Origin of the sequence: Enterobacter sp. PL1 (genome assembly GCF_945957325.1) — a bacterium.
Lineage (GTDB): Bacteria > Pseudomonadota > Gammaproteobacteria > Enterobacterales > Enterobacteriaceae > Enterobacter > Enterobacter roggenkampii.
In genome coordinates this window covers 17,411-43,279 of record NZ_CAMFKT010000001.1, presented here as the reverse complement: position 1 = coordinate 43,279, position 25,869 = coordinate 17,411, and the positions used below count along the sequence as shown (strand labels likewise).

General features: G+C 54.0%; 30 protein-coding genes. 17 read left to right on the top strand and 13 right to left on the bottom strand.

Annotated features, from left to right (window positions below):
• Positions 1 to 48 precede the first annotated feature (48 nt).
• From N6P30_RS00245 to N6P30_RS00190, 12 genes are all read left to right on the top strand, one after another.
• Positions 49 to 717 carry a LexA family protein gene (locus N6P30_RS00245; protein ID WP_060656258.1) on the top strand — a complete coding sequence of 223 codons (669 nt, stop codon included), beginning with the start codon at positions 49 to 51 and terminating at the stop codon, positions 715 to 717.
• 169 nt (positions 718 to 886) lie between these two features.
• Complete coding sequence (locus N6P30_RS00240; RefSeq protein ID WP_099501354.1) at positions 887 to 1,201, top strand: hypothetical protein; 315 nt, start codon at positions 887 to 889, stop codon at positions 1,199 to 1,201.
• Positions 1,194 to 1,382 carry a hypothetical protein gene (locus N6P30_RS00235; RefSeq protein WP_099721539.1) on the top strand — a complete coding sequence of 63 codons (189 nt, stop codon included), beginning with the start codon at positions 1,194 to 1,196 and terminating at the stop codon, positions 1,380 to 1,382. The genes N6P30_RS00240 and N6P30_RS00235 overlap by 8 nt, the downstream gene beginning before the upstream one ends.
• Before the next feature lie 169 nt (positions 1,383 to 1,551).
• The gene (locus tag N6P30_RS00230) at positions 1,552 to 1,917 is read left to right on the top strand and encodes a hypothetical protein (RefSeq protein ID WP_004152158.1); all 366 of its coding nucleotides are present in this window, start codon (positions 1,552 to 1,554) and stop codon (positions 1,915 to 1,917) included.
• On the top strand, positions 1,910 to 2,164 hold the full coding sequence (locus N6P30_RS00225) for a hypothetical protein (protein WP_004177206.1): 255 nt from the start codon (positions 1,910 to 1,912) through the stop codon (positions 2,162 to 2,164). The genes N6P30_RS00230 and N6P30_RS00225 overlap by 8 nt, the downstream gene beginning before the upstream one ends.
• Positions 2,136 to 2,354 (top strand): hypothetical protein, encoded by a 219-nt coding sequence (locus N6P30_RS00220; RefSeq protein WP_004177208.1) that lies wholly within the window; start codon positions 2,136 to 2,138, stop codon positions 2,352 to 2,354. The genes N6P30_RS00225 and N6P30_RS00220 overlap by 29 nt, the downstream gene beginning before the upstream one ends.
• On the top strand, positions 2,351 to 2,791 hold the full coding sequence (locus tag N6P30_RS00215; protein WP_023317661.1) for a hypothetical protein: 441 nt from the start codon (positions 2,351 to 2,353) through the stop codon (positions 2,789 to 2,791). The genes N6P30_RS00220 and N6P30_RS00215 overlap by 4 nt, the downstream gene beginning before the upstream one ends.
• A 40-nt stretch (positions 2,792 to 2,831) precedes the next feature.
• Positions 2,832 to 3,350 carry a hypothetical protein gene (locus N6P30_RS00210; RefSeq protein WP_099721537.1) on the top strand — a complete coding sequence of 173 codons (519 nt, stop codon included), beginning with the start codon at positions 2,832 to 2,834 and terminating at the stop codon, positions 3,348 to 3,350.
• Between the two features lie 5 nt (positions 3,351 to 3,355).
• A complete protein-coding gene (locus N6P30_RS00205; RefSeq protein ID WP_099721535.1) occupies positions 3,356 to 4,066 on the top strand; it encodes a Rha family transcriptional regulator in 711 nt (236 codons plus the stop codon).
• Positions 4,056 to 4,280 (top strand): hypothetical protein, encoded by a 225-nt coding sequence (locus N6P30_RS00200; RefSeq protein ID WP_060656254.1) that lies wholly within the window; start codon positions 4,056 to 4,058, stop codon positions 4,278 to 4,280. Before N6P30_RS00205 ends, N6P30_RS00200 begins: the two co-directional genes overlap by 11 nt.
• Positions 4,277 to 4,678, top strand: a complete 402-nt coding sequence (locus N6P30_RS00195) for a hypothetical protein (RefSeq protein ID WP_060656253.1) — start codon at positions 4,277 to 4,279, stop codon at positions 4,676 to 4,678. The genes N6P30_RS00200 and N6P30_RS00195 overlap by 4 nt, the downstream gene beginning before the upstream one ends.
• 136 nt (positions 4,679 to 4,814) lie before the next feature.
• A complete protein-coding gene (locus N6P30_RS00190) occupies positions 4,815 to 5,006 on the top strand; it encodes a hypothetical protein (protein WP_004198241.1) in 192 nt (63 codons plus the stop codon).
• Here N6P30_RS00190 and N6P30_RS00185 read toward each other — a convergent pair.
• A complete protein-coding gene (locus tag N6P30_RS00185; protein WP_060656252.1) occupies positions 4,987 to 6,168 on the bottom strand; it encodes a tyrosine-type recombinase/integrase in 1,182 nt (393 codons plus the stop codon). The two genes, N6P30_RS00190 and N6P30_RS00185, sit on opposite strands and share 20 nt — an antisense overlap.
• Before the next feature lie 187 nt (positions 6,169 to 6,355).
• Between N6P30_RS00185 and N6P30_RS00180 the strand changes: the two genes are divergently transcribed.
• Positions 6,356 to 6,910, top strand: a complete 555-nt coding sequence (locus N6P30_RS00180; protein WP_260629925.1) for a DJ-1/PfpI family protein — start codon at positions 6,356 to 6,358, stop codon at positions 6,908 to 6,910.
• An 89-nt stretch (positions 6,911 to 6,999) separates the two neighbouring features.
• Here N6P30_RS00180 and N6P30_RS00175 read toward each other — a convergent pair whose 3' ends face one another.
• A complete protein-coding gene (locus N6P30_RS00175; RefSeq protein WP_023292271.1) occupies positions 7,000 to 8,616 on the bottom strand; it encodes an ABC transporter substrate-binding protein in 1,617 nt (538 codons plus the stop codon).
• Positions 8,617 to 8,801: 185 nt separating this feature from the next.
• Between N6P30_RS00175 and mpaA the strand changes: the two genes are divergently transcribed.
• The gene (gene mpaA / locus N6P30_RS00170) at positions 8,802 to 9,515 is read left to right on the top strand and encodes a murein tripeptide amidase MpaA (RefSeq protein WP_023292270.1); all 714 of its coding nucleotides are present in this window, start codon (positions 8,802 to 8,804) and stop codon (positions 9,513 to 9,515) included.
• Here mpaA and ycjG read toward each other — a convergent pair.
• Positions 9,506 to 10,471: an L-Ala-D/L-Glu epimerase gene (ycjG, locus tag N6P30_RS00165; RefSeq protein WP_023292269.1), complete on the bottom strand. Its 966-nt coding sequence runs from the start codon at positions 10,469 to 10,471 to the stop codon at positions 9,506 to 9,508. The two genes, mpaA and ycjG, sit on opposite strands and share 10 nt — an antisense overlap.
• 107 nt (positions 10,472 to 10,578) lie before the next feature.
• Here ycjG and tpx point away from each other — a divergent pair, with 107 nt between their 5' ends.
• Together tpx and N6P30_RS00155 are read left to right on the top strand one after the other, a co-directional pair.
• Positions 10,579 to 11,085, top strand: coding sequence for a thiol peroxidase (gene tpx, locus N6P30_RS00160; RefSeq protein ID WP_008501256.1), 507 nt, complete (start codon positions 10,579 to 10,581; stop codon positions 11,083 to 11,085).
• A 275-nt stretch (positions 11,086 to 11,360) separates the two neighbouring features.
• A complete protein-coding gene (locus N6P30_RS00155; RefSeq protein WP_023292268.1) occupies positions 11,361 to 12,569 on the top strand; it encodes an aldose 1-epimerase family protein in 1,209 nt (402 codons plus the stop codon).
• A gap of 44 nt (positions 12,570 to 12,613) precedes the next feature.
• Here N6P30_RS00155 and tyrR read toward each other — a convergent pair whose 3' ends face one another.
• The 3 genes from tyrR to N6P30_RS00140 form a co-directional block, all read right to left on the bottom strand.
• Positions 12,614 to 14,155, bottom strand: a complete 1,542-nt coding sequence (tyrR, locus tag N6P30_RS00150) for a transcriptional regulator TyrR (protein ID WP_008501254.1) — start codon at positions 14,153 to 14,155, stop codon at positions 12,614 to 12,616.
• 112 nt (positions 14,156 to 14,267) lie between these two features.
• Positions 14,268 to 15,320 carry a YcjF family protein gene (locus N6P30_RS00145; protein ID WP_021240274.1) on the bottom strand — a complete coding sequence of 351 codons (1,053 nt, stop codon included), beginning with the start codon at positions 15,318 to 15,320 and terminating at the stop codon, positions 14,268 to 14,270.
• Positions 15,317 to 16,714, bottom strand: a complete 1,398-nt coding sequence (locus tag N6P30_RS00140; protein WP_023292267.1) for a YcjX family protein — start codon at positions 16,712 to 16,714, stop codon at positions 15,317 to 15,319. Before N6P30_RS00140 ends, N6P30_RS00145 begins: the two co-directional genes overlap by 4 nt.
• A gap of 155 nt (positions 16,715 to 16,869) precedes the next feature.
• Here N6P30_RS00140 and N6P30_RS00135 point away from each other — a divergent pair, with 155 nt between their 5' ends.
• A complete protein-coding gene (locus tag N6P30_RS00135; protein WP_023292266.1) occupies positions 16,870 to 17,880 on the top strand; it encodes a LacI family DNA-binding transcriptional regulator in 1,011 nt (336 codons plus the stop codon).
• A gap of 35 nt (positions 17,881 to 17,915) precedes the next feature.
• On the opposite strand, the gene N6P30_RS00130 is transcribed toward N6P30_RS00135, so the two are convergent.
• The 7 genes from N6P30_RS00130 to N6P30_RS00100 form a co-directional block, all read right to left on the bottom strand.
• Positions 17,916 to 18,830 carry an OmpG family monomeric porin gene (locus N6P30_RS00130; RefSeq protein WP_008501250.1) on the bottom strand — a complete coding sequence of 305 codons (915 nt, stop codon included), beginning with the start codon at positions 18,828 to 18,830 and terminating at the stop codon, positions 17,916 to 17,918.
• Positions 18,831 to 18,895: 65 nt separating this feature from the next.
• Entirely contained in the window at positions 18,896 to 19,978 is a 1,083-nt protein-coding gene (locus tag N6P30_RS00125) for an ABC transporter ATP-binding protein (RefSeq protein ID WP_021240476.1), read from the bottom strand.
• A 13-nt stretch (positions 19,979 to 19,991) separates the two neighbouring features.
• Positions 19,992 to 20,657 carry a beta-phosphoglucomutase gene (gene pgmB / locus N6P30_RS00120; RefSeq protein ID WP_023292265.1) on the bottom strand — a complete coding sequence of 222 codons (666 nt, stop codon included), beginning with the start codon at positions 20,655 to 20,657 and terminating at the stop codon, positions 19,992 to 19,994.
• Positions 20,647 to 22,926: a glycoside hydrolase family 65 protein gene (locus N6P30_RS00115; protein ID WP_023292264.1), complete on the bottom strand. Its 2,280-nt coding sequence runs from the start codon at positions 22,924 to 22,926 to the stop codon at positions 20,647 to 20,649. Before N6P30_RS00115 ends, pgmB begins: the two co-directional genes overlap by 11 nt.
• On the bottom strand, positions 22,920 to 23,978 hold the full coding sequence (locus N6P30_RS00110; RefSeq protein ID WP_031274909.1) for a Gfo/Idh/MocA family protein: 1,059 nt from the start codon (positions 23,976 to 23,978) through the stop codon (positions 22,920 to 22,922). Before N6P30_RS00110 ends, N6P30_RS00115 begins: the two co-directional genes overlap by 7 nt.
• 11 nt (positions 23,979 to 23,989) lie before the next feature.
• On the bottom strand, positions 23,990 to 24,778 hold the full coding sequence (locus N6P30_RS00105) for a sugar phosphate isomerase/epimerase family protein (RefSeq protein ID WP_021240278.1): 789 nt from the start codon (positions 24,776 to 24,778) through the stop codon (positions 23,990 to 23,992).
• A gap of 17 nt (positions 24,779 to 24,795) precedes the next feature.
• Positions 24,796 to 25,848, bottom strand: a complete 1,053-nt coding sequence (locus tag N6P30_RS00100) for a zinc-dependent alcohol dehydrogenase (protein ID WP_023292263.1) — start codon at positions 25,846 to 25,848, stop codon at positions 24,796 to 24,798.
• Positions 25,849 to 25,869: the final 21 nt, after the last annotated feature.

The window sequence follows — 25,869 nt, the reverse complement described above, 5'->3', positions numbered from 1 at the left end:
GAATAATACAAAATGGAAGTTGATCAGTAAATACGGAATGTAATAATCATGGCTATGAAACAGAGATGGCAGGACCTGGCCAAAACCAGGATGAAAGAAGTCGGCATGACTCAAGAACAGCTGGCAGAGGCGCTCGGCATAACGCAGGGCGGGCTGGGCCATTGGTTAAACGCCAGACGTGAACCGAACTTAGAGGTTATAGCTAAGATTTTTAACATATTGAAAATGCCCGGCTTCGTAGTAAATGCTGACGGCACTATCAGCGACTCAAGAGCCGATCACAATGTAAGATTTAATAGCATTAACGAATCCAAGGGAAGCTACCCTGTTATAAGCTGGGTTAGCGCTGGAGATTGGATGGAAGCTGTAGAACCGTATCACCGTAGAGCGATAGATCGATGGTATGACACCACCGTTGAATGCTCTGAGGATTCGTTCTGGTTAGACGTCAGAGGCGATTCCATGACATCACCAGCAGGGCTGAGCATACCGGAAGGGATGGCGATACTTGTCGATCCCCAAGTGGAAGCAATCAACGGAAAATTGGTTGTAGCGAAACTCGACGGTGACAATGAAGCCACATTCAAAAAGCTTGTTATCGATGCCGGTCAAAGATTTCTCAAACCCCTCAACCCCCAATACCCAATAATCCCTATCAATGGCAACTGCCGTATTATCGGGGTTGTAGTCGACGCAAAAATCACCAACCTCCCATAAATTGGCCGCGAAAGCGGCTTTTTTTTGCCTCCAATACCCCGCCAGAAACTAAAAAACCTTGAAAAACAAAACGATGTGAAATAATACACCAAAATACTCCGTTTTGTATTGATCTTATTTAATACGTTATGTATTGTTTATGCATTGGCGGATTAATGGAGTGCAAAAGATGAGTACAGAGAAATTTTATCAACTGGTAACTATACCTGATTACCGTTTCTCTTCCGATAAAGAGCAATGTCAAAACATTGATTTCGACAAAATTGCTACTGATTGCGATACAAAAACAATATCTATTTTGCAAGCCATCAATCATATAGGGGTTAGCATAATGAGTGAGGCAGAAGAAAAGAGATTAAATAAAGATAAAATAATGATGCTTTCTAGTGTTGTTGCAGACCTCGCTGAATTAGCAATAGCAACAAATAAAATAGCTAACTCAGCAACATATTCTTCCGGTTATAAGGATGCTAAAAATGTCTGATATCACTTTGCAAAAAGCAGCATCAAAGGCTTACCAGGCTGAGATTGTGGCGAGGATGCTTGAGAACTACCCTCATAAACTGACCGACTCAGACGTGGAATCTGTCGCCTCACTTTTGGCTGATCTGATTGGGCCAGTTGCAGCTTACCTTATTGAGAAAGAGTCTAAAAACCCGGCTTAAAAAATTAATTAGTAATTTTATTTACAGGAGTAATTCCTGGGATTTCTGCAATCAAATTAATGGTAACCATGATTAATAAACAAGCATTTAAAACAGCTCAGTTATTTGTCTCACTTGGTTATTGGTCTATAGCCATGCTTTATTTAAAAAAGGCTTACGGTAAATAAAAGTGAATAATTTAATTAGCACTTATAGACGCAGAATTTTAAAAGCGGCCTTGTTACGCCACCAGCGAAAGACTGGGAGTAGCTTACTTGTCATTAAGCTTAACAAGGGTGGGATTAGTACTATCGAATTAACTGAGATTCTTCTTGATGGATTGTTGCGGAAATTCGAGCGACTGGCGCTCGGTGAGTACGGAAATGTGGAAGGTGTGAAAGCTCTCAAGGGAATTTACAGCAACTCTGTTGATGTTAATGGCAGCGGCGAATTCCTCACAGAAAGCGGGAAAGAGTTAATCGACGAGCTTATTTCTGAACTGGTGGAGTTCGTCAAAAAGCAGAAACCAGTTACTGCGGAGTCCGGCAATGAATAACCAGCAAACAATGCTCTATCAGGGTGTGCTGATCCCCCGCCCCGTGTTGAACGTGGATCTGCATGTCCTCCCTGATTTTACCGGGCGGGTAGTCGTGCACATCGAGAACGGGAGGGTGATATGCGACCGCCAGCTGTTCGACGACGAGCACATTTGCACACTGGCCACGTTTATCGAAATGGCGCGCGAAATGGAACTGAGATTTGAGGAGGTAGCTGGTGGCACTGACAGCGATACGAATTCCTGAGAGGGTTCACCTGCAGGCGCTGCAGGTCCTGCTGCGGTATCGGCGACGGCGGATATTCCCGCGGCGAATGCGCCGCACCGGCTACCTCAGCCTGAAGGTTAACCCACGCTGGCGCCTGTTATCGAAAGACGATGGCCGGAACTGGGAAGTTATGAGTCATGAAACCTATAACCGGGAGAAAGACAAATGATTGACAACAGAACTGTCAGCGCCATTGATCTGGCGTTACAAAAGCACCCAACGCAGGTTGGTGATCTGTTCGCCGCGATCCGCCACGGACGCATGAAGCGGTGCTTCAGCCGGGATACCGCAATTCGTTACCTGGCGTTCTTCATGACCTCCCGAGCTTTTGGGCGTTCTGGTTTCAAGCAGCGTTATCCGGACGTGCAGGTAATTCATCCACTGAATCCAGAACTGAGTAGCTGGCAACGTGGCGCCGTGACCATTGAGTATTTCAACGCCCACCAGCGCACCGTTCGCCGGCTGCGTCGCATCCTCGCCCGCAAAAGAGAAATGCAAAAGTGGTGCAAAAAATGGGATGCCATGCACGACCGCTACGTGAAAGAGCGCGAAGAACTGCAGGCCTGTAAACCAGCAGAGGTGCGCAATGCTTCAGAACATGCTTAACCCGGAACCAACCTCAACAGGGATCCGGTCTGGAAACCGGGTGATTGGCTACTCCGCTGCTATTCGCCTGCTGGATAACGGTCGCTATGACAAACACCTTGCCGATGGAATGGAAATTCTGGCCTGCATCATGGAAACGGTAGAAAGCAACTGGATCACGCTCAATATCGAAAAAGAGTTGATCCTCTGGCGCTGGCTACTGGCTGCCGTGTTCATCACTGAGGAGCTGGAGAAAAACGGAACTGTCGATGTTCCGAATGATACTGGCAGTGTTGATACTGCTGTTATCTATTCCAGCAAGCATGGCGCCATTAGCGTCTATCCGGGACCTGAACGCTTTGCACTCGCCAACCATATTGAGCTGGGGGCAATCGAGAAATATGGGCCAGAGGTTGGCCAGCAGCTGGCGCTGCGGATGTATCAGGACATGGTTATTGCTGACGAAGAATTTGGGTTCAGGTTATCAGCACTTGGCCGGGAGGGGCTTAACCTCCTCCATGACAGCTTTATCGAACACATCCAGATCGAAGGTGTGCCAGAAGCACCGATTATGCATTGAGGGGAATGATGATGAATAACTTGATCACTAACAAACCATCCATGACCAGCCTTGAGATCGCCGAGCTGGTAGAAAAACGCCACGACAATGTGAAACGCACGATTGAGACCCTGATTATGCGTGGCGTTATTACTTCTCCTCAAATTGAGGTAAAGCCTACTGCCGGGCGCCCCACAACAATTTACGTTTTTGAAAGTGAAGAAGGGAAGCGTGACAGCATCATTGTGGTCGCGCAACTCAGCCCCGAGTTTACCGCCAGACTGGTAGATCGCTGGAAAGAGCTGGAAGAAGAACGCTCCCGGCCAAAATCGCAGGCAGAGCTGATCGCTGAAATGGCCCTGCTGAATGTTGAGCAGGAGCGACGCCTCTACCAGGTTGAAGAACAGGTTGAAACCGTAGTCGAAGCTGTCGAAAACATTAAGCGTGGAAATATGCGGGCCGGATATGTCGGTTATCGCCAGGTGGTCGCAAAAAGCGGTATGACCGATGCCAAGTGTCGAAACCTTGTTAACGCATACCGCATCCCAACCGATACGCACGAGTTCATGACGCCTGATGGCCTGCTGTCTCGACGGGCGATCGTAGAGTTCGAGCCTTTTATGAAAGCATTCCGCCAAATGATGGCAGAAGCCGAACCCCGTGGGGCCCGTTGGTATCACCCGAAAATGGGGCTGTTTCAGGCTATCGGATGGGAGGAAAGACATTGTGAAGGTTGAGTTTAATGATCAAGGGTCGGTATCAGTCATCACGGTCACCAGCACTGTATTTGAGTTCCGCCGACACAACCGGGCGATTGATGTGGCGTTGCTTCTCACGCCTGAAATGACCAGCCAGAGCAGCGTTTTTTTCATTATGAAAACGATTTTAAGTGGCAAGACAATGCACGCCCTCCGGGCTTACAAACATCTGATCAGGGAGGCTAAGCGATGAGCATCACACTCGAAAATGGACGTATTAACCTTGATTCCCTGGTAACAATTGAAGATCACTTGCGCGGACTCGCGCTGGCGAACAGGACGCTGGACAGTATTAAAGACCAAATATCTCAGCGTTCCGATAAAAAATCAGACTGGTACAGACGGGCTACAGTTGCGCACAAATCATGGTTCTGGGCTCGCTCACGAATCTGCGAACAACTGGCTATTTTGCGCCGTCAGGAAAAGGACGTTAACCGTCTTCGCTGGCAGTATGAAAATGAAGCCCTGATGGCGCAACTGAAAAGCCAGGTGAGCAAAGAGGTTTTCAGTGAGTGTTTGCGCCGGGCAAAAATTAAAGCTGAACAGCGACTGGAGCAAGACTTTCGTGCTGCGATGATTGAGGTGAAGTGATGGACTGGCCTACAGCATTCAGCATCGTCGGCTGTGCGTTCGCCATTGCCTGGCTGTTTCGGAGTTAGCGACATGAAAAGAGAATTTGAATTGTGGCGCCACTGTCGTGGCCTGATTGTGGTGTGAGGTGGGAAATATGGTAGACATTGAAATGATTGACGAGGAAGAGGCGATGCGGATGATCCGAGTATCTTCACGCGTGACCATCCGGAAATACACCGAGCGCTATAATTTCCCCAAACCGGTCCGGACCTACCCTAAACAGTATCTGCGCTCTGCTATTGTGGAGTGGATCTTAAACGGGGGTGTCAACCAGAAATCTTCCTGATATGCCAAAATATCTTTTCAGCATACAGATCATAGGCGTCTTTCTGTTCGGCAATCCAGTCATGCTTGTTATAGACAGAAAGCACGCCGCCCAGCTCATGCCCCAGCATTTTTTCGATGACGTGCGGGGCAACCCCCTCCTCGGATAGTCGGGTTGCCAAGGTGCGCCGGAAATCATGTGAAGTAAACTCACCAAAACCCAACGAGTCCTTGATTCTTCTGAGAAATTTATTTGCACCAGAAATAGTAATAGGGCTTTTCAGGTCCTCGCCAGGGAAAAGTATATCCCCATACGTCATTTCAGCTTTTTTCAGCAAATCATCTGCGGCGGAGAAAATGGGGCGCCTGATAATTTTGTTAGTTTTACTTTTCTCTGCCGGCACAACCCATAATCCCTCCTCTCGGTCAAACTCCCCCCTTATAGCCAGCCGAAGTTCGCTATTCCTGGCGCCGTACAGCATTAGCAGTTGATGAAGCAATCGGTTAGAAGTTGACCCACGACTTCTTTCTATAGCCATCCAGATTTTGGCAAGCTGGTTATAGCTTAGCGTGGTCTCCCCAATCACCGGTTTAACACCGATATCTTTCGGCTGCAAAAGCATGAGTTCGGTTGTGCTAATGAACTGTCGGCGCGTACACCAACCAATGGCAGACCTGAGCTGTATCAATAAATGCCGGGCTCGGCGAGGGTTGATTTTCTCCTCTTCGGTAAACCTCTCTACCCACAAGCGGACAGGAATATCCTCAACCGGAATACCGGGAAAAGCGTCGCGCATATGCTTTATAACCGTTGATTTATAAAGCGCTATCGTCTTAGCTCTTAGCGTTACGTCCACGTAATTTTCTTTCCAGTAATCCAGGCAATCCTTTACCGTTGGCTTACTCTTGGATTTGTTGCCACCAGCCAGCGTTCGGGGGTCAATGCCTTTGTCTGCCGACTCCCTCAGGTCTGCAACGATATTGCGGGCATCGCGCAGGGTCAGCGCTGGGTAGCGCCCGAGCCCCATTCGGTTCTGCTTCCCTTCCCATCGGAACCTAAACTGAAAGCTGATCACGCCTTTGGGGGTTATGCGAATTCCAAGCCCGTCTGAATCCGTAATTTCAGCAGGCCCGGAATATGGTTTACCATAGATAGAGCGGAGCTTTGTGTCACTGATTGCCATGTTAGTTTTCTGTACTCACCATTTTGGTATTTTATGTACTTATTCTGTACTCAATATCGCATGAACGAACATAAACAACAATATCAAATCATGTACAACCATGTTCATAACTTGACAGAAAAAAATAAATAATAGTTATAAATCATATGCATAAATAGCTAACCATGTTCATCTTTGGCCGTACAGTATCAACAATGTACAAAGCACACACCTTGCCGAAGATTACGAAACCATGGTGCCTTTTCAGGCGTTACAGATGGTTGGTCATCAGGTGGATGCCGTCTGCCCCGACAAACCGAAGGGCGACTACATCATAACGGCAATCCATGATTTCGACGGCGCCCAGACCTATAGCGAAAAACCCGGTCACCGCTTTACCCTCAACGCCGACTTTTCCGCCGTAAAGGAGCAGGACTACGACGCGCTGCTCATCCCCGGCGGGAGAGCGCCCGAGTATCTGCGGTTAAATGAGGACGTGTTAAAGCTGGTGCAGGCGTTTGACGCCGCGCGCAAACCGATTGCAGCGGTGTGCCACGGCCCTCAACTGCTCGCCGCCGCAGGCATCCTGAAAGGCCGTACCTGTAGCGCCTACCCGGCCTGTGCTCCTGAGGTCCGTCTCGCGGGGGGACACTATGCCACGATCGGCATCGATCAGGCACATGTCGACGGCAACCTGGTGACGGCTCCCGCGTGGCCCGCCCATCCGCAGTGGCTGGCGAAGTTTAATGCGTTGTTAGAATAATACGTCCCGGTCTCATCGCTGCCGGAAAGCACAGCGCGGTATCATCCATGGCAAAACTGGCGCTCACGTGCGCCAGTTCGCAATAACCATCAGTGCTTCTCAATATACATCGTCCGGCTATACGCCACGTCTTCCGGGTTATTAATCGGATACCCTTTCACCCACGGCTTAATCAGACGACCGTTGGTGTACTGGTAAATAGGCGCGATCGGCGCTTTCTCCATGAGGATTTTCTCCGCCATGTTGTAGTCCGTATTACGCGCTTTCGCCGTGGTTTCGAGCGTCGCCTGGTGGATAATTTTATCGTAAGCCGGGTCGTTGAAGCGCGAGATATTGCCGCTGTGGGTTGAGGTCAGCAGGGACAGGAAGGTCGAGGGCTCGTTGTAATCCCCCACCCATGACGCGCGGATCACATCAAAATTGCCGGTGTTGCGGCTGTCGATGTAGGTTTTCCACTCCTGATTTTGCAGCTTGACATCCACACCGAGATTTTTCTTCCACATGGACGCCACCGCAATGGCGATTTTCTGGTGGTTTTCCGACGTGTTGTACAGCAGGTTCAGCTTCAGCGGACGCTGAGGGCCGTAGCCTGCGGCCTGGAGCAAGGTTTTGGCCTGAGCGTTCAGCTCCTGCTGGGACATCTGCTCAAACGGCGAAGGTTCAGGCGTGAAGCCCGCCGTCACGTCAGGGGTAAAATGCCAGGCCGGTTTTTCGCCGGTACCCAGTACCTTTTCCGCCATAATGCGGCGATCGATAGTCATGCTCAGCGCAAGACGAACCCGGGCATCGGCCGTCGGCCCCTTTTGCGTGTTAAACGCGTAGTAATAGGTCCCGAGCTGAGGCGGCGTATACACCTGGCCAGGAATATCCTTCAGGAGCTTCTGATACATGTTTTTCGGGAACGATTCGGTAATATCGATATCCCCTGCCAGATAGCGTTTCGTGGCGGACGATTCCTGATTAATCGGAATAAAGGTCACTTTTTGCAGGACAGTTTTCGCATTGTCCCAGTAGTGGGTGTTCGGCACGACAACCAGTTTTTCATTCACCACGCGCGCGTTCAGGACGTAGGCCCCGTTACCGACCAGCGCTCCCGGACGCGTCCACTCTTTCCCGCTTTCAACATTGGCTTTTTGCACCGGATAGAAGGCGAAGTTTGCCGTCAGGTTGCTAAACCACGGTAGCGGTTTATCCAGCTGGACGCGCAACGTTCTGGCATCCACCGCCGTCACGCCCAGGGTATCTGGCGCCGCTTTACCATCAATAATGTCCTGCGCGTTGCTGATGCCCGCCAGCGCCGCAAACCAGGCAAACGGAGAGGTCGTTTTCGGATCAACCAGACGCTGCCAGCTGTAGACAAAATCCTGCGCGGTAACCGGCGTACCGTCAGACCATTTTGCGTTATCGCGCAGGGTGAACGTCCAGATTCGGTTATCGTTGCTCTGCCAGCGCGTCGCCACGCCCGGGGTCAGTTCCCCTCTCTCATTCTGATTTACCAGCCCTTCGAAAAGATCGCGAATCACCTGAATCTCTGGCAACCCCACCGCTTTTGCGGGATCGAGCGAAGCCGGTTCGTCTTTAATGTGTCTGACCAGCTCCTGTTTTTGCGCCAGCACCGTGCCCTGTGGCACATCGGCAGCGTATGAGAGTGAAGAGAGTCCGCACAGGCACAGTGCGGCAAAAAGACGCGAAACAGGATGCTTCATAAGATCCCCTTTAAAAAATTCTGGTAAAAAGCAGATGCGTAATTATTTGTTTCGACAGTAAGAAATGCAAACAACTTACGCCTGAATAGTGATTTAAGGCAATTCTCAGCCGTTAAGGAAACTATTTGATTAACAGCGGCTTTTGCACAACACTGCCTGTAGAGACTTCGTTATCAGGATATCGTATGGCAACCACCCGACCCCGCGCGGAACGCGGCGCCTTCCCTCCGGGCGCTGAACAATATGGCCGCTCATTTTTAGGCGCATCGCTGATCTGGTTCCCGGCCCCCGATGCCGATCGCGACAGCGGTTTGGTTATTGCCGGCACGCACGGAGATGAGAACTCGTCTGTCGTCACGCTCTCGTGCGCGCTGCGGACGCTGACCCCGGCATTGCGACGTCACCACGTGATTCTTGCCGTGAATCCGGACGGCTGTCAGCTTGGATTACGGGCGAATGCACGAGGAATCGACCTGAACCGTAATTTCCCTGCGGCAAACTGGCGCGCAGGGGAAACGGTATATCGCTGGAACAGCTCCGCCGAGGAGCGGGACGTGGTGCTGCTCACGGGCGATAAACCCGGATCGGAGCCGGAAACGCAGGCGCTGTGCCAGCTTATCCATAAGATCCACCCCGCCTGGGTTGTCTCCTTCCACGATCCGCTGGCCTGCATTGAAGATCCGCGCCACTCTGACCTGGGCGCATGGCTGGCCCAGGCGTTCGACCTGCCGCTCGTCACCTGCGTGGGCTATGAAACACCCGGTTCATTCGGCAGCTGGTGCGCCGACTTGAGCCTGCCCTGCATCACCGCTGAGTTCCCGGCGATCTCCTCCGACGAAGCCAGCGAAAAATACTTAAAGGCAATGATGGATCTGTTGCGCTGGCAGCCTCAGAGGTGAAGTACGCCGCTGGTAAAATTAAGCGCCGGTGAAACGTCAACGGCCAGCCACGTCGGGCCATCCAGATCGGCGAAACGGACCTGATTGACCAGCGGCAGCGCCGCACCGATCGCCCGCGAGGTGCAAAGCATGCATCCCAGCATCAGGGCGAACCCCTGCGCCCGGGCGTCCGCCGCCAGGGCCAGGGCTTCAGTCAGTCCGCCAGTCTTGTCGAGTTTGATATTGACCATGTCATAGCGGCCCTTAAGCGCGCTCAAATTCTCACGGGTATGACAGCTTTCATCCGCACAGACGGGCAACGGATGGATAAAATTCTTCAGCGCCGCATCCTCTTTTGCCGGCAGAGGCTGCTCCAGCATCGCCACGCCCAGATCGGCCAGCAGCTGGCATCGCGCGGCCAGCCCTTCGGGATGCCACGACTCGTTGGCGTCAACAATGAGCGTGGCTGACGGCACCGCCGAGCGAATGGCGACCATCCTCTCGCTGATCAGACGATCGTCGAGCTTCACTTTTAACAGCGTGGCCCCGGCGTCATAGAGCGCTTTCGCACTGGCGGCCATCTGCTCGGGCTCCCCAATCACGACCGTTTGCGCGGTCACGACGGACTCCGGCACGACCACGCCCAGCAATGACGTCAGCGATTTTTGCTGCTTAGCGGCTTCAAGGCTCCAGAGCGCACAGTCGATGGCGTTGCGCGCCGCCCCGGCGGATAAGCGCTGCTGTAACGCCTCGCGCGTGAGGCCTTTTTGCAGGTCAGGTACCAGGGTCATGATCTGCGCCATCACGGATGCCAGACTTTCCCCATAGCGCGGGTAAGGCGTACATTCCCCGACGCCTTTAAACCCCTCTTCTTCGATTTCGACCACGACCACGCTGGCTTCACTTCGGCTGCCGCGAGAGATCACAAACGGGGTATGCAATGGCCAGGCTTCTTCATAGACCTTAACGCTTCTCATCACTGACTCCTTGCGGCCCGGAAAGGCGAAAAATTTGGTTTGCCGTGTTATCTGCTGATGGCATACACTAGCCACGACGTTAACTATATGTAAACAGGAAGATATCTATGTCACAACTCGTTCATTTCCAGGGCAACCCGGTTGCTGTAGCAGGTTCCATTCCGCAGGCTGGCAGCAAAGCGCAGGCTTTTACTCTGGTGGCTAAAGATCTGTCTGACGTCACACTGGCTCAGTTTGCGGGCAAACGCAAAGTACTGAACATTTTCCCAAGCATTGATACCGGCGTTTGTGCCGCATCCGTGCGTAAATTCAACCAGCTGGCGACTGAAATGGACAACACCGTGGTGCTGTGCATTTCCGCTGACCTGCCGTTTGCCCAGTCCCGATTCTGCGGTGCCGAAGGCCTGAGCAACGTTATCACCCTTTCCACCCTGCGCAGCGCTGATTTCCTCGAGAACTACGGCGTCAGCATCGCGGAAGGCCCACTGAAAGGTCTGGCAGCACGTGCTGTACTGGTTCTGGACGAAAACGACACTGTCGTTTTCAGCGAACTGGTTAACGAAATCACCACCGAGCCGGACTACACTGCCGCGCTGGACGTGCTGAAAGCATAATAAGTCCTTAGCATTCTATACAACTTATTCTCAACCTCGCCACGGCGGGGTTTTTTATTAGAAAATAGCTGAATCGTTAAAGCCAAAATATTCATCGATCACAAAAATCATGCAATAAAGACAGCAAAATGTAACTTCTGCGTGATCATTAACGCATTCTAATTGTTAAAATCACCTAATTTTAACCTCAGTGAAGCCCATCACATTTCCCTTTTTGTCTAAACATTAGATTTGCTTACGAAAGTAAATAATCGTTTCAGCAAAAAGGATAAACTATGAAGATCAAATTCGCTTTTACGCTCCTGGCGGTCCTGGTTTCTGGCCATGCCGCGGCTAAAACCTGGGTGCTGACAAGTGCTGAAAGCAGCGTAGAGAAAGGAAACTGGAAGATTTCCAGTGATGAGCTGAAAGTTAAAGATCAGACGTTCAGCATTGAGCAAAAAGTCTTGCACGGCGGCAAGCAGGAAGGCAGTAAAGTCATCATTATTAGCAGTAAAGATGGCCTGACAATTACGCTGAGCCCGACCCGCGGCATGAACCTTCTGCACGTTGAAGGGTTTGGCACCCGACTGGGGTGGGATTCCCCCGTCAAAGAGGTCGTGAATCCGGCTTATATCAATCTTGAAAGCCGAAACGGTCTCGGCTGGCTGGATGGTTTCAACGAGATGATGGTGCGCTGTGGCTATGAGTGGACAGGTCATCCGGTCACGGCGGACGGGCAAATTTACACCCTGCATGGCAGGGCCGGGAATACCCCGGTATCACAGGTGGAAGTTGAGGTGGCGGATGCCGCCCCGCATGAGATCCGCGTTCGGGGTTTGATCAAAGAGAGCACGTTCAAAAAAGCGGATCTGCAGACCATGACCGAACTGCGCTACGTTCCCGGAACCAACCAGTTCAGCCTGCATGATGTTCTCACTAACCATGCCGATTACCCTCACGATTACCAAATCATCTATCACAGCAACTTCGGGACGCCGATCCTCGAAGAAGGCGCACGTTTCCTTGCGCCAGCGGCGAGCGTAAGCCCATTCAATGACTACGCCAAAGCGGGCGTTAACGACTGGCAAACCTATGCCGGGCCGACAAAAGGCTTTGATGAGATGGTCTTTAACATTCAGCCGCTCGCCGACAACAACCACGAAACGCTCGCGGCGGTGGTCAATAAAGCCGGAGATAAAGGCGCATCAATCCAGTTTGATACGCGCCAGCTGCCCGTGCTGACCTTATGGAAAAACACCGATACGCTGAAGCAGGGTTATGTCACAGGCATTGAACCGGGCACCAGCTACGCCTACCCCGTGACGATTGAACGCCAACAGAAGCGGGTTAAGCAGCTGCAGCCGGGTGCCAGCGCGCAGTTTGATCTGACCTATACCCTGCTCCACAGCTCGCAGCAGGTGAAAGAGGTCGAAAGCAGGATTGCGTCGATTCAGGGCGAGACAAAAACAGACATCGTTAACACGCCGTTGGCGAAGGAATAAATCTAAAGTGAAAAGTAAAAAGCCTCTTTGCAGAGGCTTTTTTGTTATTCGTCACCTTTCTTATGATTCAAACCATACTCACGTAGCTTATTGGCGATTGCGGTGTGCGAGACGCCCAGGCGTTTTGCCAGTTTGCGGGTGCTGGGATAGCTGCGGTACAGCTGCGTCAGCACAGAACGCTCGAAACGGCTGGTGATGTCATCAAGCGACCCTTCCATCGCCTCTTCCCCTACCGATACCGTTCCGGCGTCGTAATCCGGCAACAGGATATCTTGCGGGCGCAGTTCATACCCTTCAAGCTGGGTCAGCGCACGATATACGGCGTTTTTGAGCTGACGAATGTTCCCCGGCCAGCCGTAGCGCATAAGCACCGTGCCCAGATCGGCAGACAGCTTCGGACGAGGAACCCCCTGCTCATCGGCAAAGCGGGCGACGAACAGCTCCGTAAGCGGCATGATGTCCTGCGGGCAATCGCGCAGCGGCGGAATGTTCAGCGTCAGGACGTTGAGGCGGTAATAGAGATCTTCGCGGAAGATCCCCTTTTGCACCAGTTCCACCAGGTTCTTCTGGGTGGCGCAAATGACGCGCACGTCCACATGCACCTCGTGATCCTCACCGACGCGGCGGAACGTGCCGTCGTTCAGGAAACGCAGCAGCTTAGCCTGCATACGCGGCGACATTTCGCCGATCTCGTCCAGCAGTACGGAGCCGCCGTTAGCCTGCTCGAAGAACCCTTTCTTGCCCTCCGGCGCGTGACCAAACAGCTCGCTTTCAACGGCATCTTCCGGGATAGAGGCGCAGTTAAGTGCCAGATAAGGCTTAGCCGCACGCGGGCTCGCCAGATGCACGGCGTGAGCCAGCAGGTCTTTCCCGGTGCCGGTATCGCCGGTAATCAGCAGCGGCGCGGTCAGGCTTGCGAGCTTACGCGCCTGATCAACCACATGACGCATTTTCGGGCTGACGGCAATAATCTGGCTGAACGCGCCAACGTCCTGACTGGAGAGGTTTTGCAGCTGACGACCCATGCGTAGCGTCGAGCGCAGCATGATCACCGCCCCGGTCAACACGCGGGTATTCCCTTCCCCTTTCAGATAGACCGGCGTGATCTCCATCAGGAAATTCTGCCCGTTAATCACCACATGCTCGCTGTGCGTGTTCTGCGGGTTGCTGTCCAGCCAGCGCTGGAAGTTAAAACCGGGGATCAGCTGCGCGGCGTGATGATTGCTGAGCTTCTCCTGGCTCTGCGCGAAAAGCTGGCAGCTCGCGTGGTTAACGCGCTCAACTTTGCTTTTCAAATCCAGAGAGAGGAACGGTTCAGGCATGGCTTCCAGCAGCGCGCTCAGCGCCAGGTGCTCACGCTCGGACGGCATCCAGGGAATGGTGCGTACATCCGTAACGCCAGCGATACGGCGGATTTCCGCCATCAGGCTGCTGAAGGTATTAAATTCAATTTCGGCAAAATTGAGGTAAATTCGCCCGACAGGATCGATCTCAATGCCACGTAAATCAATGCTACGTAAAACAAGAAGATCGAGTAATTCGCGGGTCAGACCGAGACGGTCTTCACAGAAGACTTCAAGACGCATGGGAAATTCACCGTTTTAAGCCAATAACAGTAAAATGATATGTCAGAACACGGTGATCGGGAAGATGGCTGTCAACAAATATTGACAGCCAGCACGATTAGTGAACAAAACCTCACGGCGAAGGTTTTTTATTGAGCGTCTCTTTGAGCTGGCCGATCAGTTCACGCCTGAAATCCCCCAGACGGGGCTTATCGCCGTCAATCCAGGGCAGCGGACGGCAGACTTCCATCGCTTTAATCCCCAGGCGTGCGGTTAATAATCCCGCACCGATGCCCTGAGCCGCACGGGCAGAAAGACGCGCCGCCAGATCCTGCGACATCCAGTCCATGCCCACTTCGCGCACCAGCTCACTCGCCCCGGCAAACGCGATATTGAGCAGGACCAGCTTAAACAGTCTGATCCGACTGTAGTAACCCAGCTCTATGCCGTAAAGGTTCGCAATACGGTTGATCAGGCGCAGGTTACGCCAGGCGATAAAGGCCATATCGACCAGCGCCAGCGGGCTGACGGCAATCATCAATGTGGATTCCGCCGCAGAACGGCTGATTTCGCGCCGCGCCTGAGCATCCAGCACCGGCTGTACCATGTGGGAATAGAGCGTCACCACTTCCCGGTCATTCTGAGTTTCATGGATGGCGGCATACCAGCGCTGAAGCGCCGGATGCGACTGATCGATTCCGGCCTGGCTGGCCAGCTTTTCACAGAACGCGCGCCCTTTCCCGGTGCCGTGACTGTGGAGCAGATCCCGCGCTTCATCACGCTCGTGCGCGCGCTGTCGCAGACGCCAGAGTCGACGCCATTCGGTGGCAACCGACCCGACGCCAGCCCCCACAATCAGCGCGCCTGCGGCACATCCGCCCAGCGCCACCCAGTCCTGCGTGTGCCAGGCATTCATCGTCCACTGCACGCCCTGACCCACCACGCTTACGCCAAACAGCGCCAGACCGGCGGTGACCATCCTGCGCCACAGGCTGCGTTTTGGACGCAGCGCGGCGTCCACGACCGCCTCCGCCGGACCATCCTCAACAACCGGCTCGTCCTGCAGCGCCGGGGCAAAGTTATCGGCCTGGGTACCGCTGAACGTCTGCGCCGTTTTGAACGCCTCCTGAGGGTTCTGCTCAAGCGTTCCGGTAAAGTCAATGCGCGGTTTTAACGGTTCCGTCATCGCAATTTATCTCCAATCAAAAACTCCAGCGCCGCATCCAGACGGATGTGCGGTAAAGGCCTGTCGACGCTCATGGCCTGCGGGCGGAAGGCTTCAAACTGAAAGCCCTGTTTCTGCCAGAAGGCCTGGCCCGGCAGCCGCGCAGGCACTTCGCCTGGGTAGACAGTAAGCGGTTCACCGTCGCTGAGCCGGTTGCCGCGTAATGCCGGTATTTTCTCGCCGTTAAGGTCAATTAGCCCGCTTTGCGTCGCCTGCACTGACGCGAGCCCAAGGCAATCCATGCTGATCCCTTCGAAGGCGGCGTTTTGCCAGGCGTCCTGTACCAGCTGCTGTAGCAGCGACACCATATTGGCATGCTGGTCGACGGTGACGTGATCGGCTTTTGTGGCCGCAAAGAGCAGTTTGTCGATCACCGGTGAGAAAAGACGGCGGAACAGCGTACGCTGCCCGTAGTGAAAACTTTGCATCAGCTGCGTCAGGGCAAGGCGCATGTCGTTGAATGCCTGTGGCCCGCTGTTGAGCGGCTGCAGACAATCCACCAGCACAATCTGGCGGTCAAATCGTAAAAAGTGGTTCTTATAGAATCCCTTGACCACCTTCTCACAGTAGTAATGGTAACGCTCGCGCAGCATACCGGCGTTAGTATGCTTATCCGCCTGCGCCAGCGTCGACTCGCCCACCCCATCCACATCCGGCCAGGGGAAAAACTGAAGCGCAGGCGCGCCCGCTAAATCACCCGGCAGAACAAAGCGCCCCGGCTGAATGAAGTGTAACCCTTCCTGTTTACACTGGTGTAAATACGCCGTCCAGGCGTCGGCAATGGCCGCCAGACGGTTTTCATCTGCTGGCGCAAGCGGGTCCAGCCCTTCGCACAGCTGTCGCCATTTGGCCGACCACCCGGCGCGTTGCCCCTGCAGCAATCCCGTCATCTGGCGTGACCAGCTGAGGTAATCCTGCGCCAGCATCGGCAGGTCGAGCAGCCATTCGCCGGGGTAATCGACGATTTCAAGGTATAACGTTGAGGTATCCTTGAAATGGCGCATCAGGGATTCATTCGAGCGGAAACGCAGCGCAAGGCGAATTTCACTGACCCCTCGCGTCGGCGTCGGCCACGCGGGCGGGTCGCCATACAGCTGTGCCAGCCCTTCGTCATAGGTAAAACGGGGAATGCCAAAATCACGCTGTGGAACGCGCTTAACGCCCAGCAGACGCTCTTCCCGCACCGCGCCAAGCAACGGCAGACGCGCCCCGGCGTGCAGGTTCAGGAGCTGGTTCACCATCGCAGTGATAAACGCCGTCTTACCGCTTCGGCTCAACCCCGTCACCGCCAGTCGAAGATGACGGTCAACGCCGCGGTTTACCAGTGAATTGATTTCGTTTTTAAGTCGCTTCATCGCCGTCCTTCGTTGCCTGGAAGCCTTGAATGCATGGCTTCAGAATACAATAAATGGGGGCAGATCGTTGATTATCAATTCTTATTTATTGCTATTGCCGTTTTTTCTCCAGTAAGATGAACGCCATTGCTGTCAGTCCTGAGTGAGTAAGGTGTATGTCACCCACCATTTATGATATCGCACGGGTTGCGGGCGTATCGAAATCAACCGTTTCCCGCGTTCTGAATAAACAAACGAATATTTCTCCTGAAGCGCGTGACAAAGTGCTGAAGGCGATTGACGAATTAAATTATCAGCCCAACAAACTGGCCCGTGCCCTGACCTCTTCAGGATTCGATGCCATTATGGTTATTTCGACCCGTTCAACCAAAACCACTGCCGGCAATCCTTTTTTCTCCGATGTTCTTCATGCCATTACGGCAAAAGCGGAAGAAGAAGGATTCGATGTTATTTTACAAACCTCAAATAGCAGTGAAGACGATCTCCTGAAATGCGTGAGTAAAATAAAACAGAAGATGATCAAAGGGATCATCATGCTGAGTTCGCCCGCAAATGAATCCTTTTTCACCACGCTGGACGCGTATGGCGTACCGGTAGTGGTTATCGGCAAAGTGGAAGGTGAGTATCAGAATATTTATTCCGTCGACACGGATAATTTTCATGACAGCGCCACGCTGACGGAAACCTTTATCAAAAACGGCCGCCGGAAAATTGCCTGCCTGCATGCGCCGCTTGAATATCATGTTTCGATCGATCGCCTGGCGGGTTATAAAGCCAGTCTGGAAAAGCACCATATTGCGATTAACCCGGACTGGATCATGGATGGTGGTTATACCCATGAGAGTGCGCTTAAGGCGGCTCTGGAACTGCTCTCTTCACCCACGCCGCCTGATGCCGTATTTGCTACCGACAGCATGAAGTTACTCGGCCTTTATCGCGCGGCGGACGAGTTAAATCTGATGATACCGGAACAGGTAGTGATAGCCGGATACAGTGACCCGATGCTGTCTCTCATTTTAACGCCCGCACCAGGCGGCTTTGATATCCCCACCCGCAAACTGGGGGAAGAGAGCTGCGATCTTCTCTTCAGGCGTATTGCGGGTCACCCCGCCCCGCAAAAAGTGCTGGTTGATACCCATTTTTTACTGGCGGCCTCGTTGCGCTAAAACCAGGGGCGGTAAGCCCCTGGAGGACCCACGGGTCAGAATGCGTAATTTACCCCAACGCCCGCATAGTGGAAGCGGTCGTTTTTACCCTCGTCATGGTTTTCCCATTCGTAGGCGTATTCAAGCGTCATGGATAAACCGTTGTTGAAGTCATAGGCGTACTGCATACCCAGACGGTTGAAATCATGTCCTTCACGCTCAGGATCGTCCTGCCAGTCCCAGTTCGACCAGCGATCGAGCCCCAGTCGGGTGTAAGGCGTTAAGGTCGTCTGACCCAATGAAATAGGCAGGTAGGCGCGAATTTCCTGAGTGGAGAACTCGCCGTTATTACGTGAACCGTCCATATTGAAACCGCGCTCTAAATAGTAATTCACTTTAGCGGCAAAGGTGTCGTTAATGGTCCAGGTAAAGCCCGTTTCGGTTTCGACGCGGCTGTCTGAATAGCCGGTTTTTTCCAGATCGTTGGCAAACTGATACATGGCAAACCAGCCGCCGAAACGCCAGTCGTCGGTTAATTTAATATCCCAGTCCGGCTGAATTTTGTAGCGCTGCATATTTGCGCTGCCGTCTCTGGCGCCGTGTTCATCCTTAAAGTGATAGCCATAATTACGGAAACCACCGGTCAGACCGAACGTGAAATCATCGGTACCAATAAAACGATAGCGTAACTCAAATTCCGGGCGATCGAAATAGGTCCCACGGGTCATGCTGCTATAATCAACCGGCCCTTCCTGATACATCGCCAGCGAAATAGTCCAGGCATCCCAGGTCGCATTAAACCACACGGAGGGTTCATATAATCCGTCTTTATCTTCTCCCTGGCCTTCGACGTTTTCAATTTCATACATCGCGCCAATATTAAATTCCCATTGCTTAGCCGTTTCTGTAGCATGTGCGCAGCTCACCCCTGCGCACAGCACGAGCGCAGCACTTTTTAGTAGAGTACTCATAAAATATTCCCTTTATAATTAACAAACAAAAAACCGGAAATTTGCATTTCCGGCAAACACCTTTCTTATCTAATAGCCGCTTCGGTATCGGCGTCGAAGAAATGGCACTTATTCATATCGAACTGGATGCCGATATTATCCCCTGCGGCATAATCATTCGCTGCTCCCGCGCGAACCACCAGCTCATGGCCGCCAACGGTGGCGTAGAGCATGAACTCCGCACCGGTCAGTTCGGCTACGCTGACTTTCGCCGCGATATTTTCACCGCTACTCTGCTGGGTGAGAATATCTTCCGGGCGGATCCCAAAGACCACAGCTTTACGCTGATATCCAGCGGCTTGCAGTGCAGCGAGCTTGTCTTCCGGGATCGCCAGGCGCAGCGTTTCCGTGACGAAATAGCGGTCGTCGATGGCACCACGAACAAAGTTCATGGCTGGCGAGCCAATGAACCCCGCGACAAACATGTTTGCCGGCTCGTTGTATACCTGCTTCGGTGCACCGACCTGCTGAATAATGCCGTCTTTTAAGATCACAATGCGGGTCGCCATCGTCATGGCTTCCGTCTGATCGTGGGTCACGTAAATCATCGTGGTATTGAGCTTCTGGTGAAGCTTGCTGATTTCAGCCCGCATCTGCACGCGGAGCTTGGCATCGAGGTTGGAGAGCGGTTCATCCATCAGGAACACGCCCGCTTCCCGCACTATCGCCCTGCCCAACGCCACACGCTGACGCTGGCCGCCGGACAGCGCGCCGGGTTTACGCTTGAGGTACTCCCGTAAGCCGAGGATTTGTGCGGCCCAGTTGACGCGCTCTTCGATAACCGCCGGAGCGATTTTCTGCATCTTCAGGCCAAACGCCATGTTGTCGTAGACCGTCATATGCGGGTAAAGCGCATAGTTCTGGAACACCATGGCGATGTCACGCGATTTGGCGGGCACATCGTTCATACAAACACCGTCGATCACCAGTTCACCGGCGGAGATCTCCTCCAGCCCGGCAATCATGCGCAGCGTCGTCGATTTACCGCAGCCAGACGGGCCGACAAAAACGATAAACTCCTTGTCCTCGATTTCGAGGTTAAAATCCTTCACCACGTGGACCTGGTTATCGTAAATTTTCTGAATATGTTTCAGTGACAGTTGTGCCATTTTTAATTCCTTATCAATACGCCCGGGAGGCCCAGAAATCGGTCAGGCATTTCCAGGTCAGTTCCTGCGTCGAATGAAGCTGTAGTCCCGCATGGGCCAGGCCTGAGCCAATCCCGACCGACAGCATGCCCGCCGCGTTGATCGCCGCCACGCCCGCGGGCGCATCTTCGACCCCAATGGCCGCCTCGGGGCGGACGTCCAGGCCTGCACACGCGGCGAGGAAGATCTCCGGGTCCGGTTTTGAACAGACGATACGGGAAGCATCGGCGCAAAAATCAAAGGCGCGATGAATACCCAGGGCATGCAGTATTCCAGGAGCGTTGAGGGAAACGGAGGCGAGCCCAATTTTGACCTTCGCCGCCCGAATGTCCGCCAGCACCTCCCGGATGCCCGGCAGCAGTGACGCCTCGGTCAACGACGACAGCGATGCGACGTAGAGCGCATTTTTCTTCCCCGCCAGCGCCAGGCATTGTTTGTCGTCAAACGCCCCCTCTTTCCCACCGTGTCGCAGGATCCGCTGCAGGGATTCCATGCGGCTAATTCCCTTCAGCTCCTCGTTAAACACCTCATCAATAATGATGCCGATCTCCTGTGCGACCGAACGCCAGGCGAGAAAATGGAGATGCGCCGTATCGGTGATGACCCCATCAAGATCGAATACAACAGCTTCAGGCTTCATGGCTGGTCTCCGTGGTAGCGGTCCCATTAAAAGACGTAAGAAATTCCCTACGGGACAGTGCCTGCCGCTCCGATACGCATACCGTTTTTCCCCACAGGGTTAACGTGACGGGCGCGGTGGTCTCGATGGTTAAAACGTCATTTTCAAACGTGAAGCGCAGGCGAGCGTTCTGCCAGCGCAGCGGGAAGGCAAGTTTTCGCCAGCGAGCGGGTAGCTTCGGCGCAAGGTGCAGCTCGCCCTCAACAATCTGCATGCCGGCAAACCCCTGAATAACGCCGGACCAGATAGCCCCCGTGGCAGCGGCATGAATGCCGTCATCGCTGCTGTGCGGATCGTCGCCCAGATCGATAGCCACGCCAGCGCGCCAGAAGGCGTAGGCCCCTTCCGTATCGCCACAGCGGGCGGCCACAATGCCGTGAATAGCCTTGCTCAGCGAAGAGTCATGGATCGTACGTGGCTCGTAAAACGCCAGGTTGGCCGCGCACTGGGCGGGGGTAAATTTCTCCGGCAACAGGTAGTTAAGCATCACCACGTCAGCCTGCTTGAGGATCTGCATCTCGTTAACTTCCGCGCGAGAGTAATCCAGCAGGATGGTCTGCTTACCCGCTTTGGCTTTATAGCGGCTTAAATCGATCGCCGGTTTCGCCATGAACGAATCGTCCTGCGGGATAACGCCCCCGGCGTCGGCTTCCGGCAGCCACAAGCGGGCCAGGAAGGTGGTCGCCTTCTCCATGAAGCAGGCATCTTCACGCTCAAACAACGACATAAACCGACATGCGCTGGCCACGTTGTACCAGGCCAGATAGTTGGTGTAGGCGTTGTTATCCACATGTTCGGTGTATTCGTCCGGCCCAATCACATCATGAATTTCCAGGCGCCCGTTAATCTCCGTAGCGCGGCCCATCCAGAACGTTGCCGTCTCCACCAGCAGGGTCAGCCCTTCATTGCGCATAAATGCGTCATCACGCGTGGCCTGCCAGTAGGCCACAACGGCCCAGGCAATGTCCGCCACGATGTGGTGTTCGGCCAGGGCGGAGGCCACTTTCTGCCGCATGCCCGTACGGATGTTGATGGCTGCAAACTCCGGCGTCTCCTCTTTGCCGCTTGCGGCGCTCTCCCACGGGAACAGCGCGCCCGGCCAGCCGTTGCGACGGGCTTTTTCCCGGGCCCCGGCCAGGTTCAGCCAGCGATAGCGCAGCAGACTGCGGGCCACCTGCGGACGGGTGAAAAGATGGAAAGGCAGCATGAATATTTCGGTGTCCCAGAAGACGTGGCCTTTATACCCCTCGCCGGTCAATCCCTTAGCGGCAATACTGCTCCGCTCATCATGGGCTGGCGTCATGGTGGTCAGATGCCAGACGGCATAGTCCAGCGCCATCTGATCGTCAGGAGATGCAGAAGCCACTTCCACCCTGGCGTCACGCCATACGTCTTCCCATGCGCAGGCTGAACTCTCCAGCAGAGAGGCATAACCCCTTGCTGCACAAACCTTGAGATCCGCCAGCGCGCCGCGCGCGAAAGATTCCTGCGACAGGGCTTTATCGCTGCGATGGGCCACCCAGACCAACTTATCCAGCGTGACAGTGTCACCCTGCGGTATCGTCAGGGAATAGTGAGCAGAGAGCCGACGATTTTTAGCGGTAAAGCAGCTTTCGCTGTCTGCTGATAGCTGACAAAAAGCCGAGATAACAACGTCAGAGGCCCGGTCCTGTGTTTCATACACACCCTGCATATAGTGCTGGTCGAATACCCTGACAGAAATTTCATCCAGATGCTGACGGCCGGTATTGGTTTGTGTGGCATCAATACCGGTTTTCATCACCACCTGCGAGGCTGCATCAAGCGGGGTGATCGCAAGCTGCATGGCCACAAGCGGCAGCTGATCGAGAGAGACAAAACGACGACTCTCCAGGCGATAGCGCTTTCCGTTGGGCGAGCGCCAGACAACGCGGCGATGCAGCTCGCCGTTGGCAAACGCCAGCTCGCGCTGCCACTCAAGAATGTCCCCGGACAGAAGGGTAAAATTCACCCCGTCCAGCTCAACCTCGATACCGGTGATATCGGGCAAATTGATCAGCTCAGTGGTCTCGTTACGTCCCGCCTGGTGATACAAGCCCGCAAGATACATCCCTCGGGTTTGCTGGGTGTAATCTTCTTCATGCGCAGCGCGAATGCCCATGTAGCCGTTACCGCATGCCATAATGGACGCGTACTTATTCAGACTGTGCGGACAAAAGCCCGGATCGGTTAATACAGACACGCTTAGCATAATGTTACGCTTTCTCCTGTTTCTGCCGACTGATAAAGCGCCGCGACAAGCTGCTGAATCACCAGCCCCTGTTCAGCATCTGCAATCATTACGGGCTCTCCCTGCACGTGGCGGACAAAGGCCTCCATGCTGCGTAAATGGCGCTGATCGTCAGCCTCTTCACGCTGAATCAGGGTCTGTAACGCCCCGGCGTCATCCTGATAAATATGTGCCGGGAAAAGCGTCGCCCCCGCTTTTTCACCGCAAAACGCGACATTCATGATCGACTGCTCGCGGATATTCAGCGCAAACGAGGTATCCAGACGCAAAATGCCGCCGTTGCAGAATTCGATGGTGCCAAACAGGGCATCTTCCACCGTAAACTGAGCAGGATCCCACTCGCCAAACTGGCCGCTGCTTTTCCGGGTTCCCAGCCTCTGGAAACCGTGCGCCGTGACCCTTTTGACCGCCGGGAAACCCAGCACGTACATCGCGGCATCCAGCATGTGAATACCAATGTCAATCAGCGGCCCACCGCCCTGCAGCGCTTTATTGGTGAAGACGCCCCAGCCCGGCACGCCGCAGCGCCGCAGCGCCTGCGCCGAGGTGAAGTAGATTTCGCCCAGCGTTCCGTTCATCACGGCCTCGCGCAGCAGCTGCGTATCGAGCGCAAAGCGGTGATGGAAGTCATATGCCAGCACTTTGCCCGCCTTGCGGGCAGCGATCCGCATCTCGTCGGCCTCTTGCGGCGTCATGGCAGGCGGTTTTTCGCACATCACATGACAGCCGGCCTCCAGCGCTGCCATCACATGCTCAAAATGGAATCGGTTTGGCGAACAAACGCTCACCACGTCCGGCTTAACCGCCTCCAGCATGGCGCACGCGTCCTGCCACGCCGACGGTATGGCATGGCGCTCCGCAAAAGCCTGTGCCTGTTCGAGGCGGCTGTCCATGACAGCCACCATCTGAACATCACTGCGCGTGGCGTAATACGAGGCATGCACTTTGTCCGCAACCTGCCCGGCGCCAATGATGGCGACGCGCAGTGGCGACGTTGTTGAAGCACTCATCACGCTCGTCATCCTTAGCATTCGCGTAAATAAGTGAGTGAATCCCGGTAAGCCTGAGCGGGATCCTCAGCGCGTACGCGGCACTCGTATACCACATAGCCCTGGTAATTATCCGCACGCAGCTGATTGAACAGGCTGGCAAAATCGAGGCTACCGCTTCCCGGCTGATAACGGTGATTATCGGCGATGTGCACATGGCCCAGCAGATCGCGGTGCTGATGCAGCGCCTCCGTCAGCGAATCTTCTTCAATGTTCATATGATAGAAATCGCCGATGATCTGCACGTGCTTGAGGCCGTTCTCTTCGATATAGCGTCGTGCGTCAGCCAGGGTGTTGATCATGTGATCCTGATAGCGGTTCAGCGGCTCCAGGTAGACGGTGGTTCCGGTGCGCGCGGCCACCTCATCCAGCCAGCGCAGCGACGCACTCACCGCTTTGCGGTCGCCTTCCAGGCTGCGTGGAGAGGTCATCGGCGGCAAACGGAAGGTAAACATTCCCCAGGCTGCAGGCACGATAATGCCCTTGCCGCCCACTTCGGCCAGGGCTTCCAGAATGCGTTCAATCTGCGCTAAACCATTCAGACGACGCTCTTCGATAAAGTCACCAATCCAGCCATCGTATCCGCCGCAGGCGGTCGTGACCGGCAGGCCGGTGGCCTTAATCGCCGCTTTCACCTCGGCGAGATTTTCCACCAGTAGCTTGCCGTCAATCTCATAGCCATCAAAACCCATCGCCTTGATGTACTCGAATTTTTCCAGGATGTTGGACGGGAAAAAGGCCTGATTTTGTGTTGCGATTTTCATGAGTTGCTTTCCTTAGCTTAAAAAGTGACGCCCATTTTGATGCTCAGTTCCGGATGTTGATCCACATATTTCATGTAGCTTTCAGCGCTGGTGGTGAAGGTCACAACCGGGTCGATCAGATCTTCACAATTCAGATAACCGTTCATCAGCAGTTCCCAGCAGGTCTCTTCAATACGCTTGCGGCTCCAGCGCGGGTAATCCGGGTTTGGCTCACTGCAGGCGCGGGAGAAGACAATCTTCGCGTTGTTGAAATGCGCTTCACGCCCCAGGTTAAAGCCTGCTGAGAACGGTTTAGCGAACGCAACGTAGGAGATGGTGCCGCCGTAGGCGAGGCCGCGCAGCGCGGACTGCAGCGCATCGGCAAAGCCGCTGGTCTCGATGATCACGTCTGCGCCCTGCTTTCCGGTCAGCTTTTTAATTTCCAGACCAGCGTCTGTGCCGATTGGGTTCAGGCAGTGGTCCGCACCGTGACGACGGGCGATCTCGCAGCGGTGTTCGATCGGATCCACGCCGATAACAACTGACGCGCCAGCTTTTTTCGCCAGCTGAATCGCAATCTGTCCGATGGCTCCCAGGCCGACCACGACAACAAAGTCGCCCACGCGGACGTTGGCATCACGCACGCCGCTCATGGCAAACTGTGCCGGATCGTAGCAGACGGCGTTCTTCCACGAGGCGCCCTGCGGCATTTTGCGCAGCTTGTAGTTGTTGACGGCATTCACGATAACCGTCTCCTGCAGCGGACCGTAGCAGCAAACGCGATCGCCAGTCTGGTATTCCGTGACGTCCGCACCGCATTCGATGATGTCGCCAACAATCATGTTGCCCAGCTGGAACTTACCGAACTCGATACCGCGCGCTGCGCCCTCTTCACGCGGCGTGAACATCTGCCACTCCGCGTTAAACTCTTCATCGATAAACGGGCTTGCGGCGCGGAAATCGACCACTTCAGTGCCGTGCTTCGGGGCACCAAAGCGGGCACGAATTTTCACTTCATGTGCTTCCACAGCACGATCTTCATATTCCACCAGCGCCGCCACGCGTGGCGCTGTCGCAACTAATTTTTTCATGATTGACTCCTTGTTAAAATT